General features: G+C 56.7%; 22 protein-coding genes. 13 read left to right on the top strand and 9 right to left on the bottom strand.

Features of this window, described 5'->3' with window-relative positions; genetic code table 11:
- Nucleotides 1-33: 33 nt before the first annotated feature.
- The 9 genes from nusG to CSC94_RS12635 all read right to left on the bottom strand — a co-directional run bounded on the left by nusG (nt 34) and on the right by CSC94_RS12635 (nt 4,518).
- The gene (nusG, locus tag CSC94_RS12675; protein WP_133122889.1) at nt 34-663 is read right to left on the bottom strand and encodes a transcription termination/antitermination protein NusG; all 630 of its coding nucleotides are present in this window, start codon (nt 661-663) and stop codon (nt 34-36) included.
- 9 nt (nt 664-672) lie between these two features.
- Nucleotides 673-1,260 carry a hypothetical protein gene (locus CSC94_RS12670; RefSeq protein ID WP_099306722.1) on the bottom strand — a complete coding sequence of 196 codons (588 nt, stop codon included), beginning with the start codon at nt 1,258-1,260 and terminating at the stop codon, nt 673-675.
- A gap of 633 nt (nt 1,261-1,893) precedes the next feature.
- Complete coding sequence (locus tag CSC94_RS12665; protein ID WP_099306721.1) at nt 1,894-2,265, bottom strand: VRR-NUC domain-containing protein; 372 nt, start codon at nt 2,263-2,265, stop codon at nt 1,894-1,896.
- Nucleotides 2,262-2,501, bottom strand: coding sequence for a hypothetical protein (locus tag CSC94_RS12660; protein WP_133122888.1), 240 nt, complete (start codon nt 2,499-2,501; stop codon nt 2,262-2,264). The genes CSC94_RS12665 and CSC94_RS12660 overlap by 4 nt, the downstream gene beginning before the upstream one ends.
- 51 nt (nt 2,502-2,552) lie before the next feature.
- Nucleotides 2,553-2,897: a hypothetical protein gene (locus CSC94_RS12655; RefSeq protein ID WP_099306719.1), complete on the bottom strand. Its 345-nt coding sequence runs from the start codon at nt 2,895-2,897 to the stop codon at nt 2,553-2,555.
- Entirely contained in the window at nt 2,890-3,354 is a 465-nt protein-coding gene (locus CSC94_RS12650) for a DUF2312 domain-containing protein (RefSeq protein WP_099306718.1), read from the bottom strand. The genes CSC94_RS12655 and CSC94_RS12650 overlap by 8 nt, the downstream gene beginning before the upstream one ends.
- A gap of 11 nt (nt 3,355-3,365) precedes the next feature.
- Entirely contained in the window at nt 3,366-3,710 is a 345-nt protein-coding gene (locus tag CSC94_RS12645; protein WP_245408344.1) for a hypothetical protein, read from the bottom strand.
- A 356-nt stretch (nt 3,711-4,066) separates the two neighbouring features.
- Entirely contained in the window at nt 4,067-4,285 is a 219-nt protein-coding gene (locus CSC94_RS12640; protein ID WP_099306717.1) for a hypothetical protein, read from the bottom strand.
- Entirely contained in the window at nt 4,282-4,518 is a 237-nt protein-coding gene (locus CSC94_RS12635; protein ID WP_099306716.1) for a hypothetical protein, read from the bottom strand. The genes CSC94_RS12640 and CSC94_RS12635 overlap by 4 nt, the downstream gene beginning before the upstream one ends.
- An 84-nt stretch (nt 4,519-4,602) precedes the next feature.
- On the opposite strand from CSC94_RS12635, the gene CSC94_RS24240 reads away from it, so the two are divergent.
- The 13 genes from CSC94_RS24240 (at nt 4,603) to CSC94_RS12580 (ending at nt 15,443) form a co-directional block, all read left to right on the top strand.
- Complete coding sequence (locus CSC94_RS24240) at nt 4,603-5,208, top strand: LexA family transcriptional regulator (RefSeq protein ID WP_133122887.1); 606 nt, start codon at nt 4,603-4,605, stop codon at nt 5,206-5,208.
- A 48-nt stretch (nt 5,209-5,256) separates the two neighbouring features.
- Complete coding sequence (locus CSC94_RS12625) at nt 5,257-5,532, top strand: signal recognition particle (RefSeq protein ID WP_099306714.1); 276 nt, start codon at nt 5,257-5,259, stop codon at nt 5,530-5,532.
- Nucleotides 5,533-5,741: 209 nt separating this feature from the next.
- Nucleotides 5,742-6,074: a hypothetical protein gene (locus CSC94_RS12620; protein ID WP_099306713.1), complete on the top strand. Its 333-nt coding sequence runs from the start codon at nt 5,742-5,744 to the stop codon at nt 6,072-6,074.
- On the top strand, nt 6,071-6,274 hold the full coding sequence (locus tag CSC94_RS12615; RefSeq protein ID WP_099306712.1) for a hypothetical protein: 204 nt from the start codon (nt 6,071-6,073) through the stop codon (nt 6,272-6,274). Before CSC94_RS12620 ends, CSC94_RS12615 begins: the two co-directional genes overlap by 4 nt.
- Nucleotides 6,275-6,276: 2 nt before the next feature.
- A complete protein-coding gene (locus tag CSC94_RS12610; protein ID WP_245408343.1) occupies nt 6,277-7,050 on the top strand; it encodes an ERF family protein in 774 nt (257 codons plus the stop codon).
- Complete coding sequence (locus CSC94_RS12605) at nt 7,043-7,720, top strand: lambda exonuclease family protein (protein WP_099306710.1); 678 nt, start codon at nt 7,043-7,045, stop codon at nt 7,718-7,720. The genes CSC94_RS12610 and CSC94_RS12605 overlap by 8 nt, the downstream gene beginning before the upstream one ends.
- A gap of 4 nt (nt 7,721-7,724) precedes the next feature.
- A complete protein-coding gene (locus tag CSC94_RS12600) occupies nt 7,725-8,018 on the top strand; it encodes a hypothetical protein (protein ID WP_133122886.1) in 294 nt (97 codons plus the stop codon).
- A gap of 187 nt (nt 8,019-8,205) precedes the next feature.
- Nucleotides 8,206-9,294: a tyrosine-type recombinase/integrase gene (locus CSC94_RS12595; protein ID WP_099306708.1), complete on the top strand. Its 1,089-nt coding sequence runs from the start codon at nt 8,206-8,208 to the stop codon at nt 9,292-9,294.
- Nucleotides 9,295-9,587: 293 nt separating this feature from the next.
- A complete protein-coding gene (locus CSC94_RS24235; protein WP_133122885.1) occupies nt 9,588-11,258 on the top strand; it encodes a hypothetical protein in 1,671 nt (556 codons plus the stop codon).
- A 369-nt stretch (nt 11,259-11,627) separates the two neighbouring features.
- Nucleotides 11,628-12,380 (top strand): hypothetical protein, encoded by a 753-nt coding sequence (locus tag CSC94_RS24230; RefSeq protein WP_133122884.1) that lies wholly within the window; start codon nt 11,628-11,630, stop codon nt 12,378-12,380.
- 182 nt (nt 12,381-12,562) lie between these two features.
- Nucleotides 12,563-12,865 (top strand): 30S ribosomal protein S10, encoded by a 303-nt coding sequence (rpsJ, locus tag CSC94_RS12585; RefSeq protein ID WP_099306898.1) that lies wholly within the window; start codon nt 12,563-12,565, stop codon nt 12,863-12,865.
- 8 nt (nt 12,866-12,873) lie between these two features.
- On the top strand, nt 12,874-14,004 hold the full coding sequence (locus tag CSC94_RS24225; protein ID WP_133122883.1) for an MBL fold metallo-hydrolase: 1,131 nt from the start codon (nt 12,874-12,876) through the stop codon (nt 14,002-14,004).
- A gap of 254 nt (nt 14,005-14,258) precedes the next feature.
- Nucleotides 14,259-15,443: a DUF2235 domain-containing protein gene (locus tag CSC94_RS12580; RefSeq protein WP_099306706.1), complete on the top strand. Its 1,185-nt coding sequence runs from the start codon at nt 14,259-14,261 to the stop codon at nt 15,441-15,443.
- Nucleotides 15,444-15,692 lie beyond the last annotated feature (249 nt).

The following is a 15,692-nucleotide window of genomic DNA, read 5'->3' as shown; positions in this document are numbered from 1 at the left end:
CCACCGCGCACAAATCACCATTGAGGGTTGAATCTAGGCGACGTCGCTTATCTGGTCAATCCTGACCTCTATGTCGACCAGTCCATTGAGGAACTCGGCCACGGCCTTGACGGTCTTCCGTCCCGTCACGCTGGTAATACGGGCATCGACGATCCCGAGCAGATCCGACTGTACCTTGATCCTTGAGCCGACGGGGTAGAGCTGTGACGCCCTCGCCCGCGTCAGCTTTTTCTGGGCTTCGTGGCGCTTCTGCTTTTGCTTTTCGAGCAGCTCCGCATTTTCAGCCTCGGCATTCTTGAGCATGGCGATGGCCTGGGGGTGAATGATGGATGGTTCGCCGCGGATACCAAGGACACCAATCACGCCTGGGATGCTGTCGAAACACATGAAGTCTGGCGGGTTGCGAACGAAGCAGTAGCCCGGGATCAACGGATGGCGAACGTCCTTGAACTTGTTGGTATGGGCGCGCTGCCGGATCTCCCGCTTTTCGGTCGGCAGATAGTGCTCGATGCCGGCATCGTCCAAAGCCGCCTCAATCGCTGTGCGTTCTGTCTCGTCCGAATACCGCTCAAGGCGAAACCCGCCACGCGGGCCAACATGGCCACGGTAGCGCATGTTCTGCCGAGCGGCACCGGGAGAAATGCGAATGGCATACCAGGGCAATTTATCACCTCACCGATAGACAGTTTTCAGGAGGGGCGAATAGGACGCGCCCTCACCCCATTGGTGTTCTTTTGCGCCGCGCTTGAAACCTTCCATGGAGACGCCTTCCGCGATGATCTGGCGGCCAAGGAGCGCGGTACGCGCTTTGGCGATGGAACGGCCAAGCGGCGTGTCCTCGAGGACACGCTCCGAACGGCGATTGTCATCGCGGAACCGCTGGGTGATCTGATCGGTTGAGGCGCGAGGCGCGTTGATGGCCCACTGATATGTCTCACGTTCATGCGCGTCGGCTGCAGCGCGGCGTTCCGCTTTCTGCTGCTCGTGGACCGGTCGCATGGCGGTATCGTACAGCCCGCGCATTTCTGCCGTGGATGGAAAGAATTTCGATCCGTGCTCGCCCTTGAGCGCCGCCTGCGTGGCGAGGCTCAAGCCATAGCGCGTGACTCCGTGGAGGGCTGAGAGATACGCCCGTGTGCGCAGTTCACCGTCGCCCTCGTCCCGATACGGCAAGGAGGTCGATAACAGGGCCAGAGCCTGCGAGATCTGCGCCTCCGTAGCCGGAGTGGTCGTGTCTCGTGGTGTCGTGAGCTGGTTCATCGGTCATGCCTGCGTGTCGTTTGAGGGCGGCGCGGAAACTGTCGGGCGATTCACGACGTGGCGGCGGTCGGCCTTGGTGCCTTGGTGCAGCATCGGCCGGCGCGTCTTCCCATCGGTCCTGGTTGAGGAACGTGGACGGGTTGCACCACGGTCGGTCATCGGTTTTCGAAGCGTACCGGCGAAGCCCGTCCATGATCGTTTCGAACGGTGCACGGCCAAGCGCCCTGACGAACGCCTTTTCGGCGTCCCGCTTGCCGACCTTGTGCGGGTAGATGCTCCAGAAATCGGCGAACTGACCCGATCCCGTGGGGGAAGAGCCCCCTTTAGGGGGCGAAGGGGGTATGGGGTTAGAGGGGTTAGGAAGGGGGGTGTGGGGGGAAACCTCCGGGGAGGAAGGGGTGTCACGCGTGTCACGCTGCATAACGGCGTTATTTGCGTTACGGGCGGTTGATTTTTCTGCGTTTTTTCTCGCGCGGTAACGAGCCTGGCGCTCCCGGTTCCCTACCCTGCTCGCTTCACGCTTCTCGGCCGCCCGCTCCTCATTTTCGATGAGCGATGCCTTGACGGCCGCGGCAATCTGCTCGGCTGTGCATCCGGATGCGACCATGGCGTCGATGACAGCGGCGGAGAGTTTCATCGCGCCACTCCCTTGAGCGGAATGCCCCATTCGCGGCATTGGTCGCGCACGCCTTCCACTGACCGGCAGACAGCCGCAGGGATGGCATGCTCGGCGCACCAGTCCAGGAATTCGACCTGCTCTTCAGTCGGCTTCTTCTGCCCGTGCTTCAATTCGATGAATGCACACCATCCGCCATGCCGGACGATGCACAGATCCGGCACCCCTGCCCGCAAGCCTTCCTTCCTGGCGATGGCGCCAGCGATCTTCGACCGCTTCCCCTCGTTGGGAATATGGAACGCGCGAAAGCCCGCCGGCAGAGCCAGGTCGAGGAATTCGACCACAGCCTGTTGCAAGAGCCCTTCCGGTGTGCGGCGAACGCGGGTCATTCGGCCGCCGCCTTTCGTTCCAATGCTGTTGCATAGCCCCGGCGCGCCCACAGGAGCGCGTTCAGCTTGTGCTGGTGCTGTTCGACCGACATGGCGCCATGGCGCTTGTTCCTCGCTGCGCCCGGGCCAAAATCATGCAGCCAGGTACGTTGCTCGCGAATGAGCGTGTCGAGCGCGTCCACGATATCCGCTAATGGCGGTGGTGGTCTGTCGTTGGAAAATGGCGGCAGGATCATGGTCAGTGCTCCGGGCAGCGCAGCAACGCCAACTGTGATCTAGGAACAGGCTTAGCCATTCTTGCGGCTCCTCAGATATTCTCGGACGAGCGCAGGAGCGTCTTCATTCGGCTCGAATAGCCTGCACGCCTTGGCACAAGGCGGAACGCGCCTATCGGCCTTGTTGGCGATCGGCTTGTTGCACCGAGCCGGCTGCAGATGCATTTGCTCGCCATCGCCGGAATACAGATACTTCCCGCGGTTCCTGGTGGCATCGGTCGGGAACCAATAAGCGCATTCCCGGCACGTACTTTGTTTTGGACCGGTGCCTGCGATGTGCGCCATACCAAGGAAGGTGTCCTTGATCGGTTGCATCTGCGCTTCCATGGTCATGTGGGGCGAAAAAAGATCAGCCATCGATTGTCTCCGGGTTCGCCTTCTCACTGACAGCCGCAGCCGTGAGACACCGGTGGCAATGCCGCGAGCCGTATCCGGCGCAGTTCTCTGGAGACAGGCAGTGTTCGCGCAGCGGCTTGGGATTGGCCGAGAACACCGGGACCGGATCCGGCTCGGCTGCAGCTTGGGGCACTTCCTCGTGCGCGTGCACGTGCACGCGCACGCGAGGCTCGGCGCCTTGACGACCGGTTAGAGCACTCCAATAGATGTCGAAGATGGCGTCTTGCTCGTCCGCCTCGGTCGGGTCTTTGCGGCGCCGCTGGACGACACGTTTCAATGTCGCGACGTCGAAGCCCATCGACTTGGCTTCCTTGTAGATTTCGGACTTGTCGGCGTTGAGCTCACGCACATCGGACTCGATGCGCTCAACGCGCTCGACAAGGGCGCGGATCTGGCCAGCCGCGATGGTTTCAGCCATTTCGGCGCCTCCTATTTCTTTCCAGCCACAAGATCAGCCATCCGCACCACCGCCGTATCAGTCTCATGCTTTGCCCGTTCCAATTCGTATGCACGCTCCGCCCGCGCGCATGCTGCCTCGTATGCCTTGGTCAGCGCGACATAGGTGCTGGCAGGCATGTCCTTGATTTCGCGATATCGCAGTCTGTGAAGCCAAGTTGCTGGAATGCCGTGAGCCCGTTCCACGCGGTGCATCGCCGCGTCGATCGTGTCCCCTGGGCCGCGGTGTTCCCGCTGCAAAATGAACTCAGCCATGCACTTGGCCTGTTTGATTACTGCGACACTCATTTTGTCCAATCCGTCAAAACGTTTGCTCACGCGGACAACCTTTCCGTGGTTTGCTGAAACCACGGTTGGAAGGAGCCGCTACGGATGACTTTCGTTAAACTCGGTACAGTGCTTCGGATCGTGGTCAGACGGACCGAAGGGAATGCGCGGCTGGTCAGAGCCGCAAACGACAACAGGACTTGGCCTGAGCCGTTTTCTCTTGGGAACGATGCGGCGAAGAAGGGAGCCGAACAGGTCAGAGTTCAGGTGACTTCCACTCCGCCGCATCGCCCGACCGGGCACCGGACAGGTGGGCCCGGAAAAGGCAAGAAGTGCCGGTGACGCTTGGAAGGAGAAAGCGCCACCGGCTTCGTCCGCACTGGGAGGTCGTGTGCGGCCGTCGAAAATCATTGCACTAGCCCCAAGCCAACCAGCGCAGCGCGCAAAGCGTTGAGACCTAGCAACATCAATCCGAGGATGACGACACCGCAGCCGATCCGAGCCGCACCATCGGTCAGAAAGGCGGCACGGTTCGCCCGCGGCAGGCGTTCATCGCCCCACCCTTCCATCGTGTCGCGGAACTCGCGCGCGGTGGTGGTATCGTCGGAGAGCCTGCGGCGTTTCATTCGGCGGGCTCCTTTGCAGATACAGCTCGATTGTCTGCGAGCCATTCAAGTGAGACCCCATCAACGCCATTTTCCGCGCAAGCGCTGACTACATTCGTCCAGTGCTTCGGCGCGATGGAGTTGCGCATACGCATTTGTCGCGCCGCCTCGTATCCGCACCCGATGGCGGATGCGAAATCGCCAATCGAAGGCCATTTGGAAATCAGATCTTCAATGTCGCGCGGCGTGCTCATCGCATCATTCGTACAATACGTACTAATCACGGTCAAACAAAAATCGTACGCAATGAACGATTAACGTACGCTATGCGTTTTCCCATGGAAGAGCCGAAGGACAGATTGAGGCGAGCAAGAGCATCCGCCGGGTATGAATCCCCTGCGGATGCGGCACGCCGCGTTCGCGGGATCAACCAGAACACCATCACGAGCAACGAGAACGGCAACCGGCCGATCTCAAAGAAGATGGCACAGGTTTATGCTGATGCGTTCGGTGTGAGTGCTGGCTGGATACTTTATGGGGAGGGCGAAGCAGCATCGGCAGAACGGCGGACCATCCCCCTCAAAGGAAAGGTAGGAGCTGGCCAACAAGTAGAGGCCATCGATAACGACGATTGGGATGAGGCTCCGATGCCGCCTGAGGCTCGACCAGGAACAATTGCCGTGGTTGTTGATGGCGTTTCGATGTTCCCGGCCATCGAGGATGGATCACTGATCTACTATTCTCGGCACTTACCACCCGACGTCATGGTGAACCAACGCGCTGTTGTTCAGCTTGCTGACGGCAGGGTGTTCGTCAAAATCATCAGACCGGGATCTCGGCCTGGCTTCTGGACGCTGCAGAGCGTGAATGCACAATATGCGGACATTCTGGACGTTGTGGTTGAGTGGGCAGCTCCAATCGACTGGATTAAGCCGCGGGGATAGAAGGTGAATTGCAGAACTCACCTAGCTTTCACAGTCCTAGGAGTACTGATGGCATTTCCCTCGTCAGCCGGCAGCCTCGATGTCGCGCAAAATTTGGGGACTGTGATTGGCTCAGAGGAAGCCTGTGGGTTTTCGTTCGATCAAAGCGCAATTGCTGCTTTTATCGAAACGAATGTCGCAGCAGACGATATGGAATTCATGTCGAACATGAACCTATTTGTTAGCGGAACGGTCCGCGAAACAGAGCAATTTACCCAAAGCCAGAAAACAGCGCACTGCACCCAGATTGAGCGAGTTGCGAGATCCTTTGGCTTCTTGAAATGACCGGCGCCGGACTCCTCGGCTGACGTTTTTCACCGTTGCCCGGCCCTGCCGACAAAGGCGAATAGCTTCCCCCTACTCACCTAGTGATTCCGCCCGGCCAAGCACCGGACTTTTTCGCAAAGATCACGGATTCAGGTATCGTACGTTTTGTACTTGACCATCAATAGTACGCTTTGTACTATATTCCCATGAACACGGGAGACAAGCGCATGACCGCCGATCGCCAGAAGCTGACCAACGCAATCGACTGGACCCAAGCCCGCCTTTCGCGCGTGAAGGCCAACATCCAGCCGCTCACCGTGAACGGCAACTTCGACCAGGCCGAAAGCGCCCAGCTTGCCATCCGGTACGCCGAGGAAATCTTCGACGCCTTCGTGCCGACCCTGCTGGATGCCGTTTCTGTCGCCTGCTCGCTCGGTGACCACGACGCTACACCCGCCGCGCTCGACGGCTTCAAGGAGCGCCTTTGGGAAGCGCTTTCCGATGAGCTCTACGACGCCCGCGAATGGGCTGATGAACAGGTTTCCGAGGTGGCGGCGTGAGCGCCGCACTCTCCGATACGGCGCAGACGAGCTTTGCATGGGACGAACTGGACGCCAGGGCCATAGCCCAAGCAGTCCTCTTCATGCCCCGCGCTCATGCGCTCAACTACCTCGAGCGGCAGATGCAACGCGACATCGGCCCGCATGCGCGGCGCACCGCGCGCCGGCTCTACCTCAACCTGACCGACAACAAGGAATGACCATGAACGCGACCGCTGAAAAGCAGGCCGAATTGATCCCCATGGAAGAACCGAAGGCACTGGCCCCGGTTACGCCCATGGCGATGATCGACCGCGCCTTGCAGACGAATGCCAGCCCGGAGACGCTTGAAAAGCTTCTACTCCTGCAGGAGCGCTACGAGGCGAATGAGGCTCGTAGGGCATTCGATGACGCAATGGCAAATGCCAAGGCTGAAATCCCGGCCATCACGAAAAGCCGGAAGGTCGACTTCACCACGAACAAGGGCCGCACGAATTACGACTACGAAGACCTTGCGACCATTGCCAGCGTAGTTAATCCGATCCTGTCGAAGTTCGGCCTTTCCTATCGGTTCCGCACCGTGACCGAGCCGAATGCACCGATTTCCGTGACCTGCATCATTTCGCACCGCATGGGCCACTTCGAGGAAAACACCCTCATGGCCGGCCGTGACGAGAGCGGGAATAAGAACAGCATCCAGGCCATCGGATCTACCGTCACCTATCTTCAGCGGTACACGCTCAAGGCTGCGCTCGGTCTGTCCGCCGCGCCGGATGATGACGGGAAGAAGGCAGAGGATACCGGCCCGATCTCCGAAGGCGAGGCCGAAGTGCTGCGCACTATGATCGAGGAAACAGGCACTGATATTGCGGCCTTCTGCGGATACATGAAGATCGAAAGCATCCCGGCCATGCCGGCGATTATGTTCCGCCGTGCCGTCGCATCCTTGCAGGCCAAGAAGCGCAAGCAGGCGCAGGAAGGCGGCAACGATGACTGACCATCTTGCGAGCATCGAACAGCGCAGCGAGGAATGGGTACAGGCCCGCCTTGGCAAGGTGACCGCATCCCGCATCGCGGACGCAACAGCAAGGACAAGAACTGGATGGGGGGCAAGTCGCGCCAATTACATGGCCGAACTGCTGGCCGAAAGACTGACCGGAACGCCGCGCGATACCATCGCCAATGGCGCCATGCAGTGGGGAACCGACATGGAGCCGGAAGCGCGAGCCGCCTACAGCTTCATGAATGACGTGATGGTCGAGGAAATTGGCTTTGTGCTGCATCCCACTATTGGCGGGAGCGGCGCCAGCCCGGATGGATTTGTGGGCGATGAAGGGCTCGTCGAGATCAAGTGCCCCAACACAGCAACGCATATCGACACCCTGCTCGGCGCAAACATCGACGTCAGGTACATGAAACAGATGCAGTGGCAGATGGCCTGCGCGGGCCGCACCTGGTGCGATTTCGTGTCGTTCGACCCGCGGCTGCCCGAGCGCATGCAGATGCACTGCCGACGCATACCGCGCGATCCCTCGATGATCGCCGAACTGGAGCGCGACATTCTGGAGTTCCTCAACGAGCTTCGGGGCAAGCAAGATGCCCTGCTTGAACAATATGGCGAACCCGAGGACCTGCCGGATGCCGTGCGGCTACTGGCGGCGGGGTGACGTTATGAGCGCTCGGAAACCCTGCCTCGGCTACCCGTCGCGCACCGAAGCCGTCATGGCCCTACTCGACCAGGGCGAGACACCCGCCGTCATCGCCCGACGCATCGAGGCCGAGAGCGGAGCGCCGATTACCGAGAAGATGGTGCTGGATCTAGAGAACAGCCGTCTCCGCCAGGCGCAGCGGAAGCTCGGCAACCTGACCACCTACCGCGCATACCTGCGCGCCGCCGCAAAGATCGACCGGCCCCGCGTGCTTCGGTTCCTGCGAGCAATGATGAGCGAACTTGAGGGAAGATGATGTCCCGCGTCCTGATCGACTACCTCACCCCCGCTGCGGTTGTGGAAACAATGGGGAAAATCGGTGTGCAGATCTCTGAGCGGGAATTGCGCGCCAAGGCTCGGCGCATCGGCTGCTACCGTGCAGTTGGTCGCGCGATCTTCTTTACGCCGGCCGATCTCGAAAAACTGTTCGCCCCGGAGGACAAATGCTCAAGCTCGTCAAAAGGCAGAACTCACCATTCTGGATCGCGCGCGGGACGATCGACGGTAAGCGCGTCGAACGAAGCACTGGCGAAAGTGACAAGGCTGCGGCGAAACGGGCGCTGACCGGCATCATCGCCGAGCTCACAGCGGCGACCATCGATCCGGAAACTGGGATCACCTTCGCACAAGCGGCCGCGCTTTACCTCGACCACAAGCCGCAAGCGCGGTTCGTCGATCGCCTGATCCTGTATTTCGGCGACACGCCGGTAGCCGACATCCGCAACGCGGAAATGCGCCGGGCGGCGACCATACTCTTTCCAAAGGCAGCGCCCGCAACGATCCGCCGCCAGCTTTACACACCCGTCAAGGCAATCATGAACCTTTCTGCCCAGGACGAGCTCTGCCAACCGCCGCGGTTCAAGTCTCCAGCGGGCGGTGCCAAGCGCACCGTCTTCATCATGCCGGACGAGGGCAATCGGATCATCGAGGCGCTGGCGGCCGATCCGAATCCGCACATGGCGGTAATCGCGACCTTCCTCCTTGGACAGGGTAGTCGCGTCGGTGAGACGCTGGCGTTGGACGGACGGGACGTGTCGCTCGATGGCCGCTTCGCGATCCTCCGGGATACCAAGAATGGCGAGGAGCGGCGCGTGACGCTGATCTCACGCACAACGGCTGCGCTCTCGACGCTGGACACCGTCGGCAAGCCCGGGCCGGTCTTCCGACGCAAGGACGGTTCCCACTTCCCTATGTCGGACAGCTACGGCGGGCAGATCAAATATGCGGTGCGCCGGGCGGTGGAAGCGGCCGGCCTGGACGGCGCCCGCATCACGCCGCACATCTTCCGCCACTCCTGGGCTACCTGGTTCTACGCGCAGACGCAGGACGTAGTGCGGCTGGCGCACGAGGGCGGCTGGAAGAGCCAGGAATGGCAACGCTACGTCAAGCTCGCCACGGCAGACCTGGGGCAGATCGCCCGAGCCGAGGGGTGGATATTTGAAAAGGGAACATCCATTGAAACGCATATGGCAACAGCAGAAGCAAATATTCAGCGGCTCCCCAATATTTCCGCTACACCATTTCGAAGATGAGCGAAAGCTGAATGTCCGACTTACTTTACTTCAGCGAATAACTGCAGATGTTCGAATATGGCATTTATGCCTCTGCGTGGAATACAAACAAAACATCGAAATTCTTAACAGATGCCCCCATATTTCGTTGTCCACTGGCGAATGTCGAGTTCAAGCGGAACATCGTTGACTGCTGCAGGTTTTCTGAGAGGATTTGTCTTGCATTGTTTGAGCGGTTCGATTCGCTCCTTAAAGTGCGTTCGGGTCATATTACTGCGTGAAATAGCTACTTCGAAGCAGTTCTCGGAGCCTACGTGCTTATTTATCAAAGACGGACGACTGTGGAGCCTTTGGACGTCGTTGGCGACGAAGTGTTCATCGGTCGATTGCATGCAACGTCTGCGAACATGGTGAAACTCGTAATTTTTCGCTCCGGCATATTTCATCTGAACTCAAATTTCCGTGCTATAGAAATGGCATTCGCCAATCCATTCAACTTGCAATTCACGGGCCATCAATGGCGCATCTATTGGTATCTTGTTGTTTTTGATGCGCCGAAACTCCGAAAAGTAGGGCCAAAATTCATTGCGGAGCGCGCGTGTCTTGATTCTGGCACTCAATTCCCGTCGACAACTGTCATTCGAAGTAGAGCCTCTACCAATTTGAATCTCAAACGTTGTTTCAGCCCAAAAGCGCACGAGATCTTAGCGAGAATGAAGCGTAGGTCTTCACCTTTTTGTTGCAACCGCGCATTTTCTGCGGCACTTTTAAGTCGAATTGCCGCGGGAGGAGAAATCACATTGCGCGCAACCTTCAGTAGCGCAATAATATCTACCATTGCGGCTCATCAATGGTGCCCGTTTATCAAACTGTTACGTTCAAGACTGTTCATGACCACTGTCGTAAATCGCGATCTACAAACCGACCAGAAACCGGTTCACGTGCTCATCATAGTAGTGGGAGCATATATATCATTCGATAATCTCGTCGAAGCCGGTAAATTTACCGATGAGTTGGCAGCGTTTTGGTATGAACCAAAACAGTTCTCGGAGCCTTATGCCCTCTCGACCATCACTGTCCTCGCTTCCGATAGTCAAGGCACGGTGGTCGTTTCCGACGGTACGGGAAGCTCTCTTAAAGTTGCACGTCCAACTTTCGACAACTGTAAAAATGCACTACTCGATTGGGCTGAGCGCATAAAAGTCGACGAAGGGGCCGGCGTGCTCCATTGGGTCGGGCATGGTTGCGAACGCGCTAAAAATGGGAAAGTTATAAATCTATACGTTGACGGGGCTGCCCGCGGATATGAACAAGCTCAAAACGGCCTCGACTGGTCGCGAGCCCTAAACCTAATCAATGTGATCACTGATGGATTTCCAGTGTACTGCTTCATTGACGCCTGCCGAACACTTGGGGACAGCTCGGTTGATTTTGATGGTATTGGCTTATCATACAGCTTTTGCGACAATGCATTGGTGTTTTATTCCGCCAGCTCCGGCAAGAGAGCCTATTGGGTCGACCGTCCGGAGCCATCGCTTCTCAACGCTGGGTGCAGAGGTCATGCGGTTGGGACGCGCGCTTTTCTAGCCGCGCTTAGCGGGTTCGGCGCTCGATATGATCATAATTGCGACAGGGGGCATCCAATTCTCGCTGCGGAGATTACTGAGAGCTCAGCAGCCTTGGTAAATCGTTGGCTGAAACACCAACGTCTTCCTGGCGGATCCACGGAAGGACCGCTAAGACTTCATTCCGACTCAATTCTGGTGACGGACAATCCGCAGTCCGTGGTCGATGTCGATAAAATTGTGCCACCTAGTGCAAACATTTGCCATGCCGTTGCGGACGGAAGCGGGACTCAGATCTCATCTGAAACCGAAACGGCGCCTTTCGAATTTCGGCTAAGCCGCAAGAGTCACGATTTTTGTTTCGATCCAGGAAGTAAAAAAATACGTAAACAGATTTTTTACCCGAAGATCACACTATAGATACGGGAGGATGAAATGGCCCATCACACTCATATGCCAAACGCCGGCCCACATCTTCCACCTCCTCCGCTTTTCGTCGTCGCATACACCCCTGAGGGCCAGCGTCATGAAGGCCTCCTGGAAATAGATCGGAAGTTGCCTGTTTGGCTCAGAGGTAAACTGAGCCTCCGTATCGCAGCGCCGAGTGGGGCATTCGCCGATTTACTAGTCGAAGAAGGCGCAGACACGGCCTATGTTGACTGCTTAAATCACATAGGCGCTACACTTGGGTGGAGTCCGCCTACAAGCGAAACTGTGGTGCCACCTGACTTTCAAGTATGGGCACCCTATGAAGCTAAGGTTAGCGTTCGAAACGAGGGGGCAGTCCTATTGATCGAGGCGGAAGCCGAGTTCAAGGAGGTCCCCTTCCGCTACTATGCAGTTGTCAGGAATAATGACGGTCCTGCTGCCTATGTAGTAAACGGCGCAACTGTGTACCTCGATCGTGACAACAGCGGTCCAAATCAACGCTTCGTTCCGCGCGCGATACTGGATACGGGTCTCCCCGGCGCTTTTTGGGGCTTCAACGAGCACGGCAATCCAGCCGCCTCGTTTCTGGTTGCCAAGCGACTCCTGGAATCGGAGTTCCCTTCAGGTGCGGGAAACCGTACACATAAACTTATTACAACTGTCGCAGCAGGCCATGCCATCCTCATCCATCGACAGTTGTTGAGCGGGTATAGTTCAGCCGTATTGGCAGCGCTCAAAATGGCGGACGATCAAGTTGCGGACATTGCGCTGCTCAAGGCTTTTATCAACATGGCTCAGGCAGGCACGAAACACGAAGATAAAGCAAGCTTCTTCCACTTGATCCGTTCCGCGATAAAAATCAGTGCTTTGCGAAGACCTATTTTTGGTGAAACCTTGCGCCTCCTCAACGATCATTTCAACATTTTGGTCGATATTGCGCGGTCTGGCCCTTCAGACCCTACGCTCGCCTCCGACGTAAGTGCTGTCAATAATATGCTGCACTCTTCCTACATAGGCGGCCAGTCCGCAACTTATCTCGGGTTCCCTAAACTTGAGGATCGCGCAGCCTGGCGGAATGTAGTCGCTTCAAAAAAAAAAACATTGAAGAACTGATTACTAAACATCTAGTTCTTCGAGGCGCCGTTCTCGCAGACAACCTGTTGGCTAAGACACAACAGATTTCAGCGCTGCGCCGAACGGCGGCGCTATCTTCACCGCAAATGTCCGGCTCGTCGTCACACCCTACTCGGAAGACCAGAAACCGTGGGCGTGGCAATCGGACTCCCTCCAACACTATCCGCATCCGCCTCAAGGCGTACGATCACCGCATCCTGGACGATTCCACGCGCGAGATCGTATCTACTGCTAAGCGTACCGGCGCGAATGTTAGCGGCCCCATTCCGCTGCCGACTCGGATTGAGAAGTTCACCGTGAACCGCGGTCCGCATATCGACAAGAAGAGCCGTGAGCAGTTCGAAATCCGCACTCACAAGCGGCTCATCGACATCGTCGACCCGACCCCGCAGACCGTCGATGCTCTGATGAAGCTCGAATTGGCCGCCGGTGTCGACGTAGAGGTCAAACTCCCATTAACATAAGAGGCCGCATGGGCAGCAGAATAGTTGAAATTGACAAGCCTGCTGAGTCAGGCCAGCCCGAGGTTGAAGACTCGCTTCGCATTGAGATCGCCGTGATGCGCGCTGGAGACGGCGATTGTATACTCATACAATGCCGAGACTACCTTGGTTCCGTCAACATCCTCGTCGATGGTGGCCGCCGGGAAGCAGTCGAGAATCTAAGGGCTTTCCTAAACACCCTGCCCGAAAAAGATCGTAAGATCGATTTATTCATACTTACACACATTGATGCAGATCATATCGAGGGAGCACTGGCGATCGCACGAGACGAGCAACTCAGAGAGATCGTACGAGAAGTATGGTTCAACGACGCCTCACGTTGCGCCGCGCCAAATGCGGTTCCCCTCTCAACCAGACAAGGAGACGATTTTGCCAACTTAATTGCAAAGAGTGGCTGGGCTTGGAACGCCAAATTTGCCAACAAAGCGGTGGTGCGCTCGGAACAACCTGTAGATGTCGCTCTCGGCGCCAACACTCGATTGAGGTTGCTTGGCCCTACCATCGAAGGGTTGCGACGCCTTGCCTCCGACTGGCCAACGCAAGAGATTAATGATTTGACGACATCTGTTAGGCCAATGGGGGCAGTCGTCATGGGTGACAGCAGTGTTCCAGATGTCGAAACGCTAGCGTCTTCTAGTCACTCTGAAGACGAGTCCACGACGAATGGCTCAAGTATCGCATTTGTCCTCGAGCACGGAGAAATTCGGATTTTGGTCGCTGCGGATTCGCATGCAGAGGATATCGTTACGGCGCTCCGAGTCGATAACCGAGACCAGAACCAACGCTTTGATCTAGCCTTCCTTCCGCACCACGGTGCAGACCGCAACACCAGTCCGGGGTTCGCACAATTAATAGAATCTAAACGATGGGTGATCTCAACGACCGGTGCCAGACACAAACATCCCGCGCCTCAATCGATCGCACGCATTCTGAAGCTACGCCCCAATAGACTTCCTATAACCCTATTCTTCAATTCAGCACATCAAGAGGCAGCCGTCTGGAACGACCATCTTCTCAGAGAGAATTATAATTACAATGTCGTGCTACCGGCGAATAGAACACAGCCGTGGATCGAGATTGCAATCGGAGGAGAAAATTGATGCAGTGGACTGCATAGCGGGCGTTGCCCTCGGCTTCGGCCAAAAGGGAGGGCTCGAAATCTTATCGCTCCGTTCCGGAAAGATAGGTCCACGCATGAGCAGTTAATGTAATTGTTTTTTTCACCTTTGTCGATTTGCGGGCTCGCGATGAACAATTGCCGGCACGCTCCGATTAAATCCCCGAAAAGCGGAACAAGCGACTAACATGCTCTTTTTCTTTAAACTTAAACACAATTCTATTTAGAGAGAAGCATATGCCAAGAAATCTTGTGCTGCTTCTCGATGGTACGAGCAATGAGGTGAAAGCTGATCTCACAAACGTTCTCAAGTTATACAGAATATGTGATCATTCCCGGAAGCAGAGAGTCTTTTACCACCCCGGCGTCGGGACAATTTCACTGGTTAGTGATTGGAGTCCGATCGCTCAGCGAACGATGTCTGTTTTTGGGTTGGCTACCGGTTGGGGACTCGATGAAAACATACTCGAAGCATACCAGTATCTTGTAAATAATTACCAGGAAGGCGACCGAATATTCCTTTTTGGCTTCAGCCGTGGTGCATACACTGCACGTGCTTTGGCCGGACTGATCCATCTCATAGGCCTTATTGAACCGGATCAAGCAAATCTGACACGGTATGCTCTTAAGGCCTATAAGCGCGCAAACTATGAAAACGAATTGGAAATAGCTTGGCACTTTAGGCGTATAATCGGGGGACGCCGAGTACCAATACACTTCCTCGGCGTTTGGGATACCGTCGCGTCCGTGTTCACCCGTTCCGGCGCCTTTCGACTCCCAAGTCTAGCTTATTTGCCATACACAAAAAAGAATCCCAGTGTCCGGGTTTTTCGTCAAGCTGCTGCGATTGATGAGCGGCGTAGCATGTTCCGGCTCTACAAATGGACAGATGGCCAACTATTCAAGCCCGATCCTTTCCAAGAGGGAGAGGATCCGCAGGACCAACTCACTGTATGGTTTGCAGGTGACCACTCAGATGTAGGTGGGGGCTATGCCGAAAAGGAAAGCCAACTTGCAAAGTACCCATTGATATGGATGACAAGGGAGGCAGAGGCGCATGGCTTGGAGGTTAGACAATCCGTCTTCGCACATTTAGCGCTTGGCAAACCGCTTGCGGGCAGCGAACACTATTATGTTGAACCGAACCCGACCGGGCCGACGCACAACTCTCTGACATCATTTTGGTGGCCATTTGAAATTGTACCCAAGCGCCTCAAATGGCGGCGCTTTCCAGCAAAGAGCGAATCAGCTGGACTCTATCTGCCACTTGGTGAGCGGCGAAAGATTGAGGACGGCTCATCGCTGCACAATTCGGTGGTACAGCGCATGGCAAAAGGCTATGCACCAGTCAACCTCCCGGAACACTACTTGATAGCCGGTCAAATCGAGGAAAAAACACCGTCGGATGGCGCCAACACGTAGCCCATGACCTTAGCCTTGATTTCCCTTCAACAGTTTGGAGGGTCCAGGCTCTATTTGGTGTGAGACTCGACTTTGGACCATCCGTTTGGAGATGCTCCGATACCATTCTCTGGACCGCCGGAGGGGAGAGTGAACCGCACCGGGTTTGCCGGAGGCTGGTTGATATAAGCTACGCGGCCATTTCTGAGGTTTCCATAGCTGCATAGAAGTTTGCTTCGGCCTCTGCTGGCGGGACGTTTCCGATGGGCT

Source organism: Zhengella mangrovi (genome assembly GCF_002727065.1).
GTDB classification, from domain to species: domain Bacteria; phylum Pseudomonadota; class Alphaproteobacteria; order Rhizobiales; family Rhizobiaceae; genus Zhengella; species Zhengella mangrovi.
This window is presented reverse-complemented; position numbering and strand designations above follow the sequence as displayed.

Bases quoted from the DNA above. Each gene is read 5' to 3' on its own strand.
- CSC94_RS12655 (WP_099306719.1), bottom strand. From the start codon at position 2,897: ATGGCTGATCTTTTTTCGCCCCACATGACCATGGAAGCGCAGATGCAA.
- CSC94_RS12635 (WP_099306716.1), bottom strand. From the start codon at position 4,518: ATGAGCACGCCGCGCGACATTGAAGATCTGATTTCCAAATGGCCTTCG.
- CSC94_RS12650 (WP_099306718.1), bottom strand. From the start codon at position 3,354: ATGGCTGAAACCATCGCGGCTGGCCAGATCCGCGCCCTTGTCGAGCGC.
- CSC94_RS12625 (WP_099306714.1), top strand. From the start codon at position 5,257: ATGGCATTTCCCTCGTCAGCCGGCAGCCTCGATGTCGCGCAAAATTTG.
- CSC94_RS24240 (WP_133122887.1), top strand. From the start codon at position 4,603: ATGGAAGAGCCGAAGGACAGATTGAGGCGAGCAAGAGCATCCGCCGGG.
- CSC94_RS12580 (WP_099306706.1), top strand. From the start codon at position 14,259: ATGCCAAGAAATCTTGTGCTGCTTCTCGATGGTACGAGCAATGAGGTG.
- CSC94_RS12605 (WP_099306710.1), top strand. From the start codon at position 7,043: ATGACTGACCATCTTGCGAGCATCGAACAGCGCAGCGAGGAATGGGTA.
- CSC94_RS12620 (WP_099306713.1), top strand. From the start codon at position 5,742: ATGACCGCCGATCGCCAGAAGCTGACCAACGCAATCGACTGGACCCAA.
- CSC94_RS24225 (WP_133122883.1), top strand. From the start codon at position 12,874: ATGGGCAGCAGAATAGTTGAAATTGACAAGCCTGCTGAGTCAGGCCAG.
- CSC94_RS12640 (WP_099306717.1), bottom strand. From the start codon at position 4,285: ATGAAACGCCGCAGGCTCTCCGACGATACCACCACCGCGCGCGAGTTC.
- CSC94_RS12595 (WP_099306708.1), top strand. From the start codon at position 8,206: ATGCTCAAGCTCGTCAAAAGGCAGAACTCACCATTCTGGATCGCGCGC.
- CSC94_RS12610 (WP_245408343.1), top strand. From the start codon at position 6,277: ATGAACGCGACCGCTGAAAAGCAGGCCGAATTGATCCCCATGGAAGAA.
- CSC94_RS12600 (WP_133122886.1), top strand. From the start codon at position 7,725: ATGAGCGCTCGGAAACCCTGCCTCGGCTACCCGTCGCGCACCGAAGCC.
- CSC94_RS12670 (WP_099306722.1), bottom strand. From the start codon at position 1,260: ATGAACCAGCTCACGACACCACGAGACACGACCACTCCGGCTACGGAG.
- CSC94_RS12660 (WP_133122888.1), bottom strand. From the start codon at position 2,501: ATGATCCTGCCGCCATTTTCCAACGACAGACCACCACCGCCATTAGCG.
- CSC94_RS12665 (WP_099306721.1), bottom strand. From the start codon at position 2,265: ATGACCCGCGTTCGCCGCACACCGGAAGGGCTCTTGCAACAGGCTGTG.